Annotated in this window: 11 protein-coding genes; 7 read left to right on the forward strand and 4 right to left on the reverse strand. The window is 64.5% G+C overall.

Annotation, left to right across the window (positions count from 1 at the left end; translation table 11 throughout):
* The first annotated feature begins 33 nt into the window (after positions 1 to 33).
* The 7 genes from ECTOBSL9_RS01940 (at position 34) to zapD (ending at position 8,510) form a co-directional block, all read left to right on the forward strand.
* Positions 34 to 1,674 (forward strand): nitrogen regulation protein NR(II), encoded by a 1,641-nt coding sequence (locus tag ECTOBSL9_RS01940; RefSeq protein ID WP_205631987.1) that lies wholly within the window; start codon positions 34 to 36, stop codon positions 1,672 to 1,674.
* Between the two features lie 21 nt (positions 1,675 to 1,695).
* Complete coding sequence (locus ECTOBSL9_RS01945; protein ID WP_063463641.1) at positions 1,696 to 3,057, forward strand: sigma-54 dependent transcriptional regulator; 1,362 nt, start codon at positions 1,696 to 1,698, stop codon at positions 3,055 to 3,057.
* Positions 3,058 to 3,211: 154 nt separating this feature from the next.
* On the forward strand, positions 3,212 to 4,927 hold the full coding sequence (gene pilB / locus ECTOBSL9_RS01950) for a type IV-A pilus assembly ATPase PilB (protein WP_063463642.1): 1,716 nt from the start codon (positions 3,212 to 3,214) through the stop codon (positions 4,925 to 4,927).
* Between the two features lie 3 nt (positions 4,928 to 4,930).
* Positions 4,931 to 6,139: a type II secretion system F family protein gene (locus ECTOBSL9_RS01955; RefSeq protein ID WP_063463643.1), complete on the forward strand. Its 1,209-nt coding sequence runs from the start codon at positions 4,931 to 4,933 to the stop codon at positions 6,137 to 6,139.
* An 8-nt stretch (positions 6,140 to 6,147) separates the two neighbouring features.
* The gene (locus ECTOBSL9_RS01960; protein ID WP_063465949.1) at positions 6,148 to 7,011 is read left to right on the forward strand and encodes an A24 family peptidase; all 864 of its coding nucleotides are present in this window, start codon (positions 6,148 to 6,150) and stop codon (positions 7,009 to 7,011) included.
* The gene (gene coaE, locus ECTOBSL9_RS01965; RefSeq protein ID WP_063463644.1) at positions 7,011 to 7,610 is read left to right on the forward strand and encodes a dephospho-CoA kinase; all 600 of its coding nucleotides are present in this window, start codon (positions 7,011 to 7,013) and stop codon (positions 7,608 to 7,610) included. Before ECTOBSL9_RS01960 ends, coaE begins: the two co-directional genes overlap by 1 nt.
* A 57-nt stretch (positions 7,611 to 7,667) precedes the next feature.
* Entirely contained in the window at positions 7,668 to 8,510 is an 843-nt protein-coding gene (gene zapD, locus ECTOBSL9_RS01970; RefSeq protein ID WP_082829683.1) for a cell division protein ZapD, read from the forward strand.
* Positions 8,511 to 8,534: 24 nt separating this feature from the next.
* On the opposite strand, the gene ECTOBSL9_RS01975 is transcribed toward zapD, so the two are convergent.
* From ECTOBSL9_RS01975 to secA, 4 genes are read right to left on the reverse strand one after another with little or no spacing between them, the layout of a single operon-like run.
* Positions 8,535 to 9,044: a hypothetical protein gene (locus tag ECTOBSL9_RS01975; protein ID WP_156500015.1), complete on the reverse strand. Its 510-nt coding sequence runs from the start codon at positions 9,042 to 9,044 to the stop codon at positions 8,535 to 8,537.
* Positions 9,045 to 9,056: 12 nt separating this feature from the next.
* A complete protein-coding gene (locus tag ECTOBSL9_RS01980) occupies positions 9,057 to 10,034 on the reverse strand; it encodes a Nudix family hydrolase (protein WP_063463646.1) in 978 nt (325 codons plus the stop codon).
* 17 nt (positions 10,035 to 10,051) lie between these two features.
* The gene (gene argJ / locus ECTOBSL9_RS01985) at positions 10,052 to 11,266 is read right to left on the reverse strand and encodes a bifunctional glutamate N-acetyltransferase/amino-acid acetyltransferase ArgJ (protein ID WP_063463647.1); all 1,215 of its coding nucleotides are present in this window, start codon (positions 11,264 to 11,266) and stop codon (positions 10,052 to 10,054) included.
* 3 nt (positions 11,267 to 11,269) lie between these two features.
* Positions 11,270 to 14,122 (reverse strand): preprotein translocase subunit SecA, encoded by a 2,853-nt coding sequence (gene secA / locus ECTOBSL9_RS01990; RefSeq protein ID WP_063463648.1) that lies wholly within the window; start codon positions 14,120 to 14,122, stop codon positions 11,270 to 11,272.
* Between the last annotated feature and the right edge of the window lies 1 nt (position 14,123).

A 14,123-nucleotide genomic window follows, 5' to 3' on the forward strand; every position in this document is an offset into this window, starting at 1 on the left:
CCCGTCCGCCCCGCCAGCCCCGCTTGACGGGGCATGAAGCTCTCAGGCCTGCCCCCTGCCGGCTGGACACGGCGCCCGATGGACGATGTCTGGCGGGCGCTACGCCTGTTCAGCCTGTATCGCTTCTTCATTGCCGGGATGCTGCTGGCCCTGGTGGTGCTGGGCACCGGCCCCGAAACCCTGGGGCAATCCCACCCCCGGCTGTTTCTGGTGTGCGCGTCCGCCTATCTGGTACTGAGCTTCGGGTTCGGCACGGCGGCACGCCTTTTCACCCCTTCTGCCGAGGCCCAGGTCTACGCCCAGGCCGTCACCGACACCCTGTGCATCACCCTGCTCATGTATGCCAGCGGCGGCGTGACCAGCGGCCTGGGCATGCTGACCATTCCGGCCATGGCCGGCCTGAGCATCCTGGCACCGGGGCGTCCGGCGCTGTTCTTTGCGGCGCTGGGTTCCATCGCCCTGTTGCTGGCGCAGATTCACGGCTATCTGTTCGACCCCACCCGGGACGCAGCCCTGACCCAGACCGGCCTGCTGGGCGCGGCCCTGTTCGCCACGGCCCTGCTGGGACTGGTGCTGTCCCGCCGGGTGCGGGAAAGCGAGGCGCGGGCGGAGCGCCACAGCGTGGACCTGGCCAACATGGCCGAACTCAATGCCCACATCATCGAGCGCATGCAATCGGGGGTCATCGTCGTCAACGACACCGGCCACGTGCACCTGATCAACGAGGCGGCCTGGGGGCTGCTGGGCAACCCCAGCGCCGACAATCCCAGCGATCTGGGGCAGATAGCCCCGCAGATCGAGGGCGCCCTGCAACAGTGGCTGGCAAAGCCCGGCCTCCAGGGTCATCAGACCCTGGAGGCCGGGGCCTACGGACCCGAGTTACGGGTGCGATTCACTCGCCTGGGAGTGGACCGGGCCGTGGGAACCCTGATCTTCCTGGAGGACACCGCTGAACTGCATCGCCAGATGCAGGCCATCAAGCTGGCCTCCCTGGGGCGCCTGACCGCCAGCATTGCCCACGAGATCCGCAACCCCCTGGGGGCCATCAGCCACGCTGCCCAGCTGCTGGGGGAATCGGAATCCCTGGACAAGGCGGACCGTCGTCTGGCGGGCATCATCCAGGATCAGAGCCAGCGCATGAACGCGCTGATCCAGAATATCCTCGGCCTGTCCCGGCAGGCCTCGCCCCGGGGTGAGTCCCTGATCCTCAAGCCCTGGCTTGAGCAGTTCACGGAGGAGTTCCGGCGGCATTACAATCTGGAACCGGCGCAGTTGCAGGTGGCCATCCGTCCCGATGACGCCCGCGGGCGTTTCGACCCGGAACAGCTCCACCAGGTCCTGTGGAATCTGTGCGTGAATGCCCTGCGCTATGGCACCCGCGCTGGCGAGCCGCCGCGCATCCGCATCCAGGGCGGCACCCAGGACATCTCCCGGCAACCGGTGGTGGACGTGATTGACGAGGGTCACGGCGTAAAGCCAGGCATTGCACGTCAACTCTTCGAGCCATTCGTCACCTCCGGCAGCCAGGGCACCGGACTCGGGCTGTACATTGCGCGGGAGCTGTGCGAGAACAATGGAGGCGGGCTGGAATACCTGCCCCTGCCCACCGGCGGCAGTTGCTTTCGCATCCGATTCCCCATACCCGAACACACCGCCACTCAACCGGCCCCTTGAGCCGCAGCCGATAACAACCCCATGGGCATCCAGCACGTACTGATCATCGACGACGAACCGGACATCCGGGAACTCCTGGAGATCACCCTGGGCCGCATGAAACTGCACACCCACTCTGCCGCCTCGGTGCGGGAAGCCAAGGCCCTGCTGGGAAGCGAGACCTTTGATCTGTGCCTCACCGACATGCGTCTGCCTGACGGTGATGGCATCGAACTGGTGGAACACATCCAGGCCTACCACCCCTGCCTGCCGGTGGCGGTGATCACGGCCTATGGCAGCATGGATACGGCCGTGCAGGCACTCAAGTCCGGGGCCTTCGACTTCGTCTCCAAACCCGTGGACCTGACCACCCTGCGGGACCTGGTGAGCAGCGCCCTCAAACTCTCGGCCCCGCCCACCATGCCTTCGGTCGACCGGACTCAGGACACGGCTCAGGGGGACGACCACCTGCTGGGCGATGCCCCGGCCATGCGCAAGCTCAAGGCCACCATCGCCAAACTGGCCCGCAGCCAGGCCCCGGTCTACATCCTGGGGGAGTCGGGCAGTGGCAAGGAGCGGGTGGCCCAGGAAATCCACCGGCTGGGACCCCGGGCCGAGCGCCCCTTTGTACCGGTGAACTGTGGCGCCATCCCCGCCGAACTCATGGAAAGCGAATTCTTCGGTCATATCAAGGGCAGTTTCACCGGGGCGGTCACCGACAAGCAGGGCCTGTTTCAGGCCGCCCAGGGGGGCACCCTGTTCCTGGACGAAGTGGCGGAACTGCCCCTGCACATGCAGGTAAAGCTGCTGCGTGCCATTCAGGAACGGGCCATCAAGCCGGTGGGAGCGGCCCGGGAGATCTCCGTGGATGCCAGAATTCTCTCGGCCTCCCACAAGAACCTGGCCAACGAGGTGGAGAGTGGCCGCTTCCGCCAGGACCTGTACTACCGGCTCAACGTCATCGAACTCAAGGTCCCCAGCCTGCGCGAAAGGCTTGAAGATCTGCCCCGACTGGCCGATTACATCCTTGGGCGGCTGGCCGAGCGCTGGGACGAGCCGCCCAGGTGCCTGAGCGAGGCAGCCATGAGCCAGCTGGCGGGCTATCACTATCCGGGTAACGTGCGGGAACTGGAAAACATCCTGGAGCGGGCCGCCACCTTGTGCGACGGGGATGTCATTGAGGCAGAGGATCTACAGCTCCCCCGGGGGGTGGAATCTTCAAACCCGGGCCAGCACGCCTCCAGGCTGTCACTGGAGGAGCGCCTGGTTCACGAAGAGCGGCAGGTCATCCAGGAGGCTCTGGAGGCCGTGGGCGGTGATCGCGAGCAGGCGGCGCAGAGGCTGGGGCTGAGCACCCGGCAACTGGGTTTTCGGCTGCGTCGACTGGGCCTTGAGAGCGCCTGACATCCCGAAGAGGTCTGCCGCGAAATGACGTCAACCAGGAATGCCCATATACTTCTGATGGATCAAGACAGTTCCACAGGCGGCGCGGGGCTTGAGCCTGGCGCCCTTAACCCCGAGACTAAACCCTCGCAACCCTCTGCCTGAACGGTCGCCCATGTCCACACCAGCCAGTTCCATCCCCCTGAGCGGCCTCGCCCGCAGACTTGTCCAGGATGGCCAGCTCAATGAGGCGGACGCTAACCGGGCTCTGGAGCAGTCGCGCAAGAAACGCGTGCCACTGGTGGCCTACCTGGTGGACGAGAAGCTGGTGGAAGCCCGCAGCCTGGCACAATCCGCCTGCGAGGAATTTGGCACCCCGGTGTTCGACCTGGACACCCTGGACCGGGATCACCTGCCCAAGAATCTCATGGACGAAAAGCTGGTCCGCCAGCACCAGGCCCTGCCCCTGTACAAGCGCGGCAATCGCCTGTTCGTGGGCCTGGCCGACCCCATGAACCTCACCGCCCTGGACGAGATCAAGTTCAACACCGGCATCGCCACCGAGCCGGTGCTGGTGGAACAGGACAAGCTGGTCAAGCTGATCGAGGATGCCCTCAACGATTCGGGGGCCATGATGGACGGCCTCATGGACGAGGATCTGGACGATCTGCAGATCAAGGGGGATGACGACGACCGGGGCCAGGATGTTTCGGAAAGCGACATCGACGACACCCCGGTGGTGCGCTTCGTCAACAAGGTGCTGCTGGATGCCATCAACAAGAAGGCCTCGGACATCCACTTCGAGCCCTACGAGAAGAACTTCCGGGTGCGCTTTCGCCTGGACGGGGTGCTCTCGGAGGTGGCTCACCCGCCCTCCAACCTGGCCCCCCGCATCACCGCCCGCATCAAGGTCATGTCCCGCATGGACATTTCCGAGCGCCGCATCCCCCAGGATGGCCGCATCAAGATGCAGCTTTCCAAGAACCGGGCCATCGACTTTCGGGTGAACACCTGCCCCACGCTGTACGGGGAGAAGGTGGTCCTGCGTATCCTGGACCCCACCAGTGCCTTTCTGGGGATCGACCAACTGGGCTATGAGCCGCACCAGAAAGACCTCTACATGAATGCCCTGAGCAAGCCCTATGGCATGATCCTGGTCACCGGCCCCACCGGCTCCGGCAAGACCGTGTCACTGTATACGGGCCTGGGCATCCTCAACACGGCGGACCGCAACATCTCCACCGCCGAGGATCCGGCCGAGATCAACATGCCCGGGGTCAACCAGGTGAACGTGAACCCCAAGGTGGGCCTCACCTTCGCTGCTGCCCTGCGGGCTTTCTTGCGCCAGGATCCGGACATCATCATGGTGGGGGAGATCCGCGATCTGGAAACCGCCGAGATCGCCATCAAGGCGGCGCAGACGGGCCACCTGGTGCTGTCCACCCTGCACACCAACGACGCCCCACAGACCCTCACCCGGCTGGCCAACATGGGGGTGCCCTCCTACAACATCGCCTCCTCCATCCTCCTGATCATCGCCCAGCGACTGGGGCGCCGCCTGTGCAATCATTGCAAGACCCCCCACGATGTGCCCGACGATGTGCTGCTGGAGGAGGGTTTCACCGAACAGGAGGTCAAGGAGGGTGTCAAGCTGTTCAAGCCGGTGGGATGCGACCGCTGCACCCTGGGTTACAAGGGGCGTGTCGGCATCTATCAGGTGCTGCCCATCTCCGAAGGCATGCAGCGACTGATCCTGGAGGGGGGCAACGCCATGCAGCTGGCCGAACAGGCCAACAAGGAAGGCATTGCGGACCTGCGGCGCTCGGGACTGCTCAAGGTCAAGGCCGGCATCACCAGCCTTGAAGAAATCAACCGTATCACCAAGGACTAAGCCATGGCCGAGACAATGACCGTGTTTGTCTGGGAAGGCGTGGACAAGAAGGGAGCCCGGGTCAAGGGAGAGACCACGGCCGCCAACGAGAACCTGGCCAAGGCGGATCTGCGCCGCCAGGGTATCAATCCCCTCAAGGTCCGCAAGAAACCCAAGCCCCTGTTCGGTGGCAAGAAGAAGATCACGCCCAAGGATATCGCCGTGTTCCTGCGGCAGATGTCCACCATGATGAGCGCTGGCGTGCCCCTGGTGCAGGCCTTCGAGATCGTCGGGCGGGGCCATGAAAACCCCTCCATGCAGGAGCTCATCCTGCGCATCAAATCGGATGTTGAAGGCGGTTCCACCTTCGCCAGCGCCCTGGCCAAGCACCCGCTCTACTTCGATAACCTGGTGGTCAACCTGGTGGGGGCCGGCGAACAATCGGGTGCGCTGGAGACGCTGCTGGATCGCATCGCCACGTACAAGGAAAAGACCGAGTCCCTCAAGGCCAAGATCAAGAAGGCCATGTTCTACCCGGCAGCGGTCATCGTGGTGGCCTTCATCGTCACCGCCATCCTGCTGATCTTCGTGGTGCCCCAGTTCCAGGACCTGTTCCAGGGCTTTGGCGCCGACCTGCCCGTGTTCACCCAGTTCGTGATCGGCATTTCCGATTTCTTCCAGAACTACTGGTGGGCCATCTTCGGGGGGATTGGTCTGGCGGTATTCGCCTTCACTCAGGGCAAGCGACGATCTCCCGGCTTCCGGCGCCAGCTGGACCTGTGGTCCTTGAGGGTCCCGGTGGTGGGTGAACTGCTGCGCAAGGCCTCCATCGCCCGTTTTGCCCGCACCCTGTCCACCATGTTCTCCGCCGGGGTACCGCTGGTGGAGGCCATGCAGTCGGTGGCGGGGGCCACCGGCAATGCCCTGTACTACGAAGCCACCATGCGCATGCGGGACGAAACCGCCGGCGGCACCCAGTTGCAGCAGGCCATGCGCAATACCGGGGTATTCCCCAACATGGTGGTGCAGATGGTGGCCATCGGCGAGGAATCCGGGTCCCTGGACGAGATGCTGAGCAAGGTGGCGGACTTCTATGAAGAGGAGGTGGACAACATGGTGGATGGCCTCTCCAGCCTCATGGAGCCCATGATCATGGCCTTCCTCGGGGTCGTGGTGGGCGGCCTGGTGATCGCCATGTATCTGCCCATCTTCCAGCTGGGAGCAGTGGTGTGATCGAACTCATGGCAAGTACCCCCTGGCTGCTGCTCACCGTGACCGGGCTGTTCAGCCTGCTCATCGGCAGTTTCCTTAATGTGGTGATCCACCGGCTGCCCATCATGATGGAGCGCCAGTGGCAGAGTGAGGCCCGGGCCTGGTTGCAGACCCAGGGGCAATCCGGTGACGGTGGCGAGGTGGCCGGTCCTTACAATCTGGTGGTGCCCCGCTCCGGCTGCCCCCATTGCGGGCACCACATCAAGGCGGTGGAAAACATTCCGGTGCTGAGCTACCTGTTCCTGCGGGGTCGGTGCTCGTCCTGCGGTGCCCGCATCTCCAGCCAGTACCCGCTGGTGGAGGCCGCCACGGCGCTGCTGTCCATGCTGGTGGTGTGGCATTTCGGGTTCACCTGGGCCGGCGGCGCGGCGCTGCTGTTCACCTGGGCCCTCATCGCCCTGGCGGTCATCGACCTGCGCACCACCCTGCTGCCGGACATGATCACCCTGCCCATGCTCTGGCTGGGCCTGATCGTCAACCTGCCCGGCCTGTTCACCGATGCCACCAGCAGCCTCATCGGTGCCATCGCCGGCTATCTCAGCCTGTGGCTGATCTATCATGCCTTCCGGTTGCTCACCGGCAAGGAGGGTATGGGCTATGGGGACTTCAAGCTCTTTGCCCTGATCGGGGCCTGGCTGGGCTGGCAGGTCCTGCCACTGGTCATCCTGCTCTCCTCCCTGGTGGGTGCCGTGGTGGGCATTGCCCTGATCGTGGCACGGGGGCGCGACCGCGACATCCCCATCCCGTTCGGCCCCTACCTGGCCGCCGCCGGCTTCATCGCCCTGTTATGGGGAGATGCCATTATCGGGGTCTATCTGCAGGCCCTTGCCTGATGCTGACCGTTGGCCTGACCGGCGGCATCGGCAGCGGAAAGTCCACGGTGGGGCGCCTGTTCCAGGAGCATGGCGCGGCGCTCATCGACTCGGACGTGGTGGCCCGACAGGTGGTGGAACCCGGCAGCGAGGGGCTCGAGCGCCTTCGGAAGGCCTTCGGCGAAACCATTCTGGATGCCCAGGGCCATCTGGACCGGGCCGCGATGCGGGAAGTGATCTTTCAGAACAGCCAAGCCCGTCACAGATTGGAGTCTTTGTTACACCCTATGATCTGGGCTGAGATAGACCGCCAAAAATCAGAAACTAACGCCCCTTACTGCATGCTGGTTATCCCGTTACTGGTGGAATCGGGCGCGCAGGAGCGGGTGGATCGTGTGCTGGTGGTGGACTGTCCCGAGGACAGGCAACGCTCCCGGGCCAGCGCACGGGATGGGGTATCCCCACAGCAGATTCAGGCAATCCTTGATGCGCAGGCTACCCGAACCCAGCGTCTGGCCGCCGCCGACGACGTCATCGACAATAGCGGCGCCACCGGGGCCCTCGCGAACCGGGTGGAAGAGCTGCATCGGCGGTATCTGGACCTGGCCGACGCCCGCTGAAACAACGCGGATCCGCCGCGGCCAATAGCGCCAGCCCCACAATTCAGAGGTGATAACATGTTTGTGAATTTCGGCCGCAAAGCGGAAAATAACGAGTATGTGGTTCACAATCCGCCGTCGGTCGCACCTGTGAAGGGATCCGTCATCTACGAACAGCCTCTCCACGAGCGCATGCGCCTGTTCATGCGCCTGGAGGTGTTGATGCACCGTTTCTGGCACAGCCTGCAGCACGACGGTGGCCCCGACACCCATAATGCCCTGCTCACCCTGATCGAGTTGCTCAACCTGACCAACCGGGTGGATCTCAAGCGGGAACTCATGAAGGAGCTGGAGCGCCAGACCACCAACCTGAGCCGACTCAAGGAAGACCCCGGCGTGGACCAGCGGCGCCTGCAGGCGGTGATTGATCAACAGCGCAAGCTGATCGAGAACATTCACACCATCAGCGGCCAGCTGGATCAGCAGGTGAAGGGCAACGACTTTTTCAACAGTGTGCGCCAACGGGTCTCCATCCCCGGTGGCACCTGTGACTTCGACCTGCCCGCCTATCATTTCTGGCTCATGCGACCGGTGTCCGAGCGACGCAAGTTGCTGGAAGAGTGGGCCCGCCCCTTCGATGACATTCACGAGGCCGTGGGGCTGATCCTGCAACTCATCCGCAACGCCGGCGCGCCGCGGGAGCTGACCGCCAGCAAGGGCTTCTATGAGCAGACCCTGGACACCAGTCAGCCCTGGCAGATCATCCGCATCGCCCTGCCCCATAACGCCCACTTCTATCCCGAGATCAGCGCCGGTCGGCAGCGCTTCAATGTGCGCTTCCTGCAGCCGGGAGACATGCGTGAACGGGCGCCGCAGTGCCAGGGAGATATCCGGTTCTCACTGACGTGCTGCGCCCTGTAGCAACCGCTTGAAGTGAACGCGGTTTCAGCCCCCCGTGCTGCGCTCCATACGGCGCGCCGGGCGTTCGAGCAGCACCGGCACCCGCGCCTCGTAAGCCTGCCCCTGGTAGGCAAACCGCACCTGGGCCACCCAGTCCAGTCGACCCGACATGCATAGGGGCAGGGCCGATGGGGCGCGCCATACGCCATCGTCCCCCTCCCCGAAGGCAAACCGGTTCACACCCATGTCCATGCCCGGCATGATGTAGGACACCTCCAGGGGCTCCACCGGCCCTTGCGCTTCCAGGATCAGGTCAAAGTCCTCCAGAGGCGGGAGGGTGTCCGGGCCGCGAATGGTCAGGCGCATCCCGTCCAACTCCACGGTGCAGCCCGCACGATTCAGCTCGCAGCCCTCGGGCGCCTCCAGCACCACTCGATCCCCGGCGCCAGGGTCCAGCATCGGGCGCAACCAGGTTTCGCTGCCCCAGATACTCAGGCCAAGGACCAGCAGGATCACCGGCAGAACCTGCCAGGGACGGGGGTTGCGAAGGCTCATGAACATGCGCTCCTATTCGGATGAACAAGCGGGCCATACCCCACGGATGCCGGCCACACCCTGACCTCCATGGATACGGGCAAGAGGGATATCTTCCGGGGTCATTCCCCCCAGGGCGTAGACCGGACAGACCGCCTCGCCGACCAGGGCCTGGAAACCCGACCACCCCAGTGGCGCGGCACCGGGGTGCGTCCGGGTGGGCGCCACCGGGGAGACCACCACGAAATCGCAGCCCGCCCGCCTGGCCATCGCCATGGACGAGGCATCATGTACCGAGGCGGCCACGAGAAAACCAGAGGGCACGCCGGACGGAAGCCCCCGCCAGCCGCACAAACGCCGATGGTTGAGATGGACGCCATCCACCCCCAGGTCACGGGCGAGTTCGAGGTCGGCATTGAGCATCAGTCGAACCCCTTGCCGCCGGCACAGGGCCAGGGCATCCCGGGCCAGCGAGGCATAGGCCCCGGCATCCAGCTGAGGGGCGCGCAGTTGCACCAGGCTCACAGAGGGGTCCCCCAGACTGCACTCCAGATGGACCCGCAACTGCTCCGGGTCCCAGTGATCCGGGGTGATGAGGTAACGTTCCGGCAGGGAGAGGGCCCGGATGATGGGACGGTTGGCCTCGGGGAAGTCCCGGGCATGGAGGGCCTCCACAGGCACCCACTCCAGGGGTTGACCTTCCAGCCCCTGAGGCGTGCCCTGAAAATCGGTCACCCGCACCACGTCCAGCTGGACCCGCAGGTCCGGGTAATCATGGGTGAGACTGATCAAGGGTTCGTGACTCAGGGGGGTGATGCCCAGCTCTTCCCGAAGCTCCCGGGTCAGGGCCTGACCCAGGGACTCCCCCGGCTCCCGCTTGCCTCCCGGAAACTCCCAGCGCCCCCCCTGATGGACACCCTGCGGACGGCGGGCGATCAGGCACCGCCCCTGGTCGTCCATGATGACAGCCACCACCACCGGCAGGGGAGAACAATCGTTACGGGTGCCCATGACCGCCCTCCCCGGGCTCAGGAGCGGTATTCTGCGTTGATGCGCACGTAGTCGTAGGAGAAGTCACAGGTGTACACCTCGGCCTGGTCATGCCCTCTTCCACCCAGGTCAATGGTCATCATGATCTCCGCCTGATCCATGACCCGCTGGCCGGCCTGCTCGGTGTACTCCGGTGCCCGCCCGCCATCGACCACGATGCGCACATCGCCCAGGTGGATGGTCACCGCATCCACGTCCAGCTCCGGCAGACCGGCACGCCCCACGGCAGCCAGAATGCGTCCCCAGTTGGGATCGGAAGCGAACAAGGCCGTTTTCACCAATGGTGATTGGGCCACGGTCATGCCCACGACGCGGGCCTCCCGGGCATCCCGGGCGCCAGTCACCCGCACGGTGACGAACTTGGTGGCACCCTCCCCGTCCCTGACGATGGCCTGGGCCAGATAGCGACAGACGCGCAGCAGGGCCGCCTCGAAGGCATCCCGGTCCTCGGTGCTTTCCACCGCCACACCCGAGGCCCCGGTGGCCGCCAGCACGCAGGCATCGTTGGTGGAGGTATCACCGTCCACGGTGATGACATTGAAACTCTGATCGGCACAGCGCCCCAGCATGGCCTGCAAAAGGCCGGATTCCACCCGGGCATCGCTGGCCACATAGGCCAGCATCGTGGCCATGTCCGGATGGACCATCCCGGAGCCCTTGGCAATCCCGGTGAGGGTCACCGTGCCACCGGAGAGTGCCACCTGCTCGCTGATGCCCTTGCCCACCGTATCGGTGGTCATGATGGCGCGCATGGCGGCCATCCAGCCCTGTGGATTCAGGCCCTGGATGGCCGCCGGCAGAACGTCGGTGATGCGCTCCACGGGCAGGGGTTCGCCAATCACGCCGGTGGAGAAAGGCAGTACCCGCTCGGGCCGGGTGTGCCCCACCTCGGCCACGGCGGCACAGCAGGCCAGCGCCGCATGCATGCCCGGCTGCCCTGTTCCGGCGTTGGCATTACCGGCGTTGATCAGCAGATAGCGCGGAGCCTCACGGGCCAGATGATCCCGCGCCACATGCACCGGCGCGGCGCAGAAGGCGTTACGGGTGAAGACAGCAGCACACTCGCTACCGGGTGCCAGTTCCATCAGCACCAGGTCGTTGCGATCCTTGTAGCGGATGCCTGCCGCCACGGCGCACAGGCGTACGCCGGGAACCGGCAGCAGTCGATCGGGTTCAGAGAGGTGAACAGCCACGGCTCAACCCAGCTTGCCGTGGCAATGCTTGTACTTCTTGCCGGAACCGCACCAGCAGGGGTCGTTGCGCCCCAGCTTGGGCTCTTCCCGGCGGTAAGGTTGTTCCTGGTCTTCCTCCCCCTGATCAGCCCTGCCCGCCTGGGCACCCGGGCCGATGGGCTGGGGCGCGCCGCCTTGCGCACCCCGCGCCTCCTCACCCTCACTCAAGGGGCTACCGGGCTGGGCATGCTGGAATTGCATCTTCGAGGGCTTGGTGGTGCGCGTCTGTTCCTCCAGGGCCGCCACGTCCTCGGCAGAACGTACCTGCAGCCGCATCAGCATGGACACCACGTCGTGCTTGATGCGATCCAGCAAGGACTCGAACATGGCAAAGGCTTCTTTTTTGTACTCCTGCTTGGGGTTACGCTGGGCGTAACCGCGCAGGCCGATGCTCTGGCGCATGTAGTCCATGGCGGCCAGATGCTCCTTCCAGTGGCTGTCCAGCACCTGGAGCATGACGTCCTTTTCGATCCGCCGCATCATGTCCGGCCCCACCACTTCGCCCTTGGCCTTGAGGGCCTGCTGGAATTCCTCGCGCAGGCGCTCACGCAGGGTCTCCTCGTGGAGATCATCGTCCTTCTCAAGCCAGTCGGCGATCTCCAGCTTCATGCCAAAATCGCTCTCCAGGGCCTGGGCCAGGCCCGGAATATCCCACTGTTCCTCGATGGAACCGGGTGGGATGTACTGGCTTACGGTCTGGTCGAGCACATCATTGAGGACGGGCTCGATGGTGTCGGAAATGTCCTCCGAGTCCAGCAGTTCCCGTCGCTGTTCATACACCACGCGGCGCTGGTCGTTGGCCACATCATCGTATTCCAGCAGGTTCTTGCGGATGTCGAAGTTATGCCCTTCCACCTTGCGCTGGGCATTCTCGATGGCCTTGGTCACCCAGGCGTTCTCGATGGCCTCGCCTTCCTGCATGCCCAGGCGCTGCATCACGGCCTTGACCCGGTCGGAGGCGAAGATGCGCATCAGGTTGTCTTCCAGGGACAGGAAGAAACGGCTTGAGCCCGGATCCCCCTGACGACCGGCGCGGCCGCGCAACTGGTTGTCGATGCGGCGGGATTCGTGGCGCTCGGAGCCGATGATATGCAGGCCACCGGCATCCAGGACGGCCTCGTGACGCTTTTCCCAATCGGCCTTGATCTTCTTCACCTGCTCTGGATCCGGGTTCTCCCCCAGGGTCTCCAGCTCCGCGTCCAGGCTGCCCCCGAGCACGATGTCGGTACCGCGACCGGCCATGTTGGTGGCAATGGTCAGCGCGCCGGGACGACCTGCCTGAGCGATGATGTGGGCTTCGCGCTCGTGCTGCTTGGCGTTGAGCACCTCATGGTGGATCTTTTCCTTGTTGAGCAGTTTAGCCAGGGCCTCGGAGGCCTCCACCGACGCGGTACCCACCAGAACGGGCTGCTTGCGTTCCCTGCAGTCCTTGATCTCTTCGATGATGGCCTTGTACTTCTCCTGCTGGGTCATGTAGACCAGATCCTGCATGTCATTGCGCACCATGGGGCGGTTGGTGGGGATCACCACCACCTCCAGGGCGTAGATATGCTGGAACTCGTAGGCCTCGGTGTCCGCCGTACCGGTCATGCCGGATAGCTTGTCGTAGAGGCGGAAGAAGTTCTGGAAGGTGATGGACGCCAGGGTCTGGTTCTCGTTCTGGATCGGCACCCCTTCCTTGGCCTCCACGGCCTGGTGCAGGCCATCGGACCAGCGCCGACCGGTCATCACGCGGCCGGTGAACTCATCGATGATGAGTACCTTGTTGTCCCGTACCAGGTACTGGACGTCCCGCTGGAACAGGGCGTGGGCCCGCAGGGCGGCGTTCAGGTGGTGCAGCACCGGGATGCTGGCGGCGTCGAACAGGGTCTGGCCTTCCTTGAGCAGGCCAGCCTCCAGCAACAGTTGCTCGGCCTTCTCCTGGCCGTCCTCGGACAGGAAGACCTGCTTGGCCTTCTCGTCCACCACATAATCCCCCTCGGACTCCTCATCCTCCTGGGGAATGAACTTGGGGACGATGTCCTTCATCTGTGTGTAAAGATCGGAGTTTTCGCTGGTGGGCCCGGAGATGATCAGCGGCGTGCGGGCCTCGTCGATGAGGATGGAGTCCACTTCGTCGACGATGGCGTAGGCCAGGTCCCGCTGCACCCGGTCCTCGGCGCGAAAAGCCATGTTGTCGCGCAGATAGTCGAAACCATATTCGTTATTGGTGCCATAGGTGATGTCGGCCGCATAGGCCTCGCGGCGGGTCACCGGGCGCAGGTGCAGGGGGGCCTCACCGTCACCGGGGAAATCCGGATCGAAAAGGTAGGAGGCGCTGTCCACACCCTTGCCGCCGGAGGCATTGATCACGCCCAGGGACAAACCCAGGTTGTGATAAAGGCGCCCCATCCAGGCCGCGTCCCGGCGGGCCAGGTAATCGTTCACTGTAATCACGTGCACGCCCCGGGCGGGCAGGGCGTTGAGGTAGGCCGACAGGGTGGCCACCAGGGTCTTGCCCTCACCGGTGCGCATCTCGGCGATGCGACCGTCGTTGAGCACCATGCCACCGATGAGCTGCACATCGAAATGGCGCATCTCCATGAATCGCCGGCCCGCCTCGCGCACCACGGCAAAGGCCTCGGGCATGAGGTCTTCCAGGGCCTCATCCTTGGCCAGACGATCACGGAATTCCCGGGTCTTGGCCTTGAGGGCCTCGTCGGAGAGGGCCTTGACCTCCTCCTCCCGTTCGTTGACGCGCTGCACCACCTTGGAATAGCGCTTGACGAGGCGGTCGTTACGACTGCCGAAGATCTTTCTTACGAGGGTTGTGACCATG

Source organism: Ectothiorhodospira sp. BSL-9 (assembly GCF_001632845.1).
GTDB lineage: Bacteria > Pseudomonadota > Gammaproteobacteria > Ectothiorhodospirales > Ectothiorhodospiraceae > Ectothiorhodospira.

What these genes read in the sequence shown, in the direction of transcription:
- ECTOBSL9_RS01940 (WP_205631987.1), top strand. Translation starts at nt 34, where the DNA reads ATGAAGCTCTCAGGCCTGCCCCCTGCCGGCTGGACACGGCGCCCGATG.
- coaE (WP_063463644.1), top strand. Translation starts at nt 7,011, where the DNA reads ATGCTGACCGTTGGCCTGACCGGCGGCATCGGCAGCGGAAAGTCCACG.
- ECTOBSL9_RS01945 (WP_063463641.1), top strand. Translation starts at nt 1,696, where the DNA reads ATGGGCATCCAGCACGTACTGATCATCGACGACGAACCGGACATCCGG.
- secA (WP_063463648.1), bottom strand. Translation starts at nt 14,122, where the DNA reads ATGGTCACAACCCTCGTAAGAAAGATCTTCGGCAGTCGTAACGACCGC.
- ECTOBSL9_RS01955 (WP_063463643.1), top strand. Translation starts at nt 4,931, where the DNA reads ATGGCCGAGACAATGACCGTGTTTGTCTGGGAAGGCGTGGACAAGAAG.
- pilB (WP_063463642.1), top strand. Translation starts at nt 3,212, where the DNA reads ATGTCCACACCAGCCAGTTCCATCCCCCTGAGCGGCCTCGCCCGCAGA.
- ECTOBSL9_RS01980 (WP_063463646.1), bottom strand. Translation starts at nt 10,034, where the DNA reads ATGGGCACCCGTAACGATTGTTCTCCCCTGCCGGTGGTGGTGGCTGTC.
- ECTOBSL9_RS01960 (WP_063465949.1), top strand. Translation starts at nt 6,148, where the DNA reads ATGGCAAGTACCCCCTGGCTGCTGCTCACCGTGACCGGGCTGTTCAGC.
- zapD (WP_082829683.1), top strand. Translation starts at nt 7,668, where the DNA reads ATGTTTGTGAATTTCGGCCGCAAAGCGGAAAATAACGAGTATGTGGTT.
- ECTOBSL9_RS01975 (WP_156500015.1), bottom strand. Translation starts at nt 9,044, where the DNA reads ATGAGCCTTCGCAACCCCCGTCCCTGGCAGGTTCTGCCGGTGATCCTG.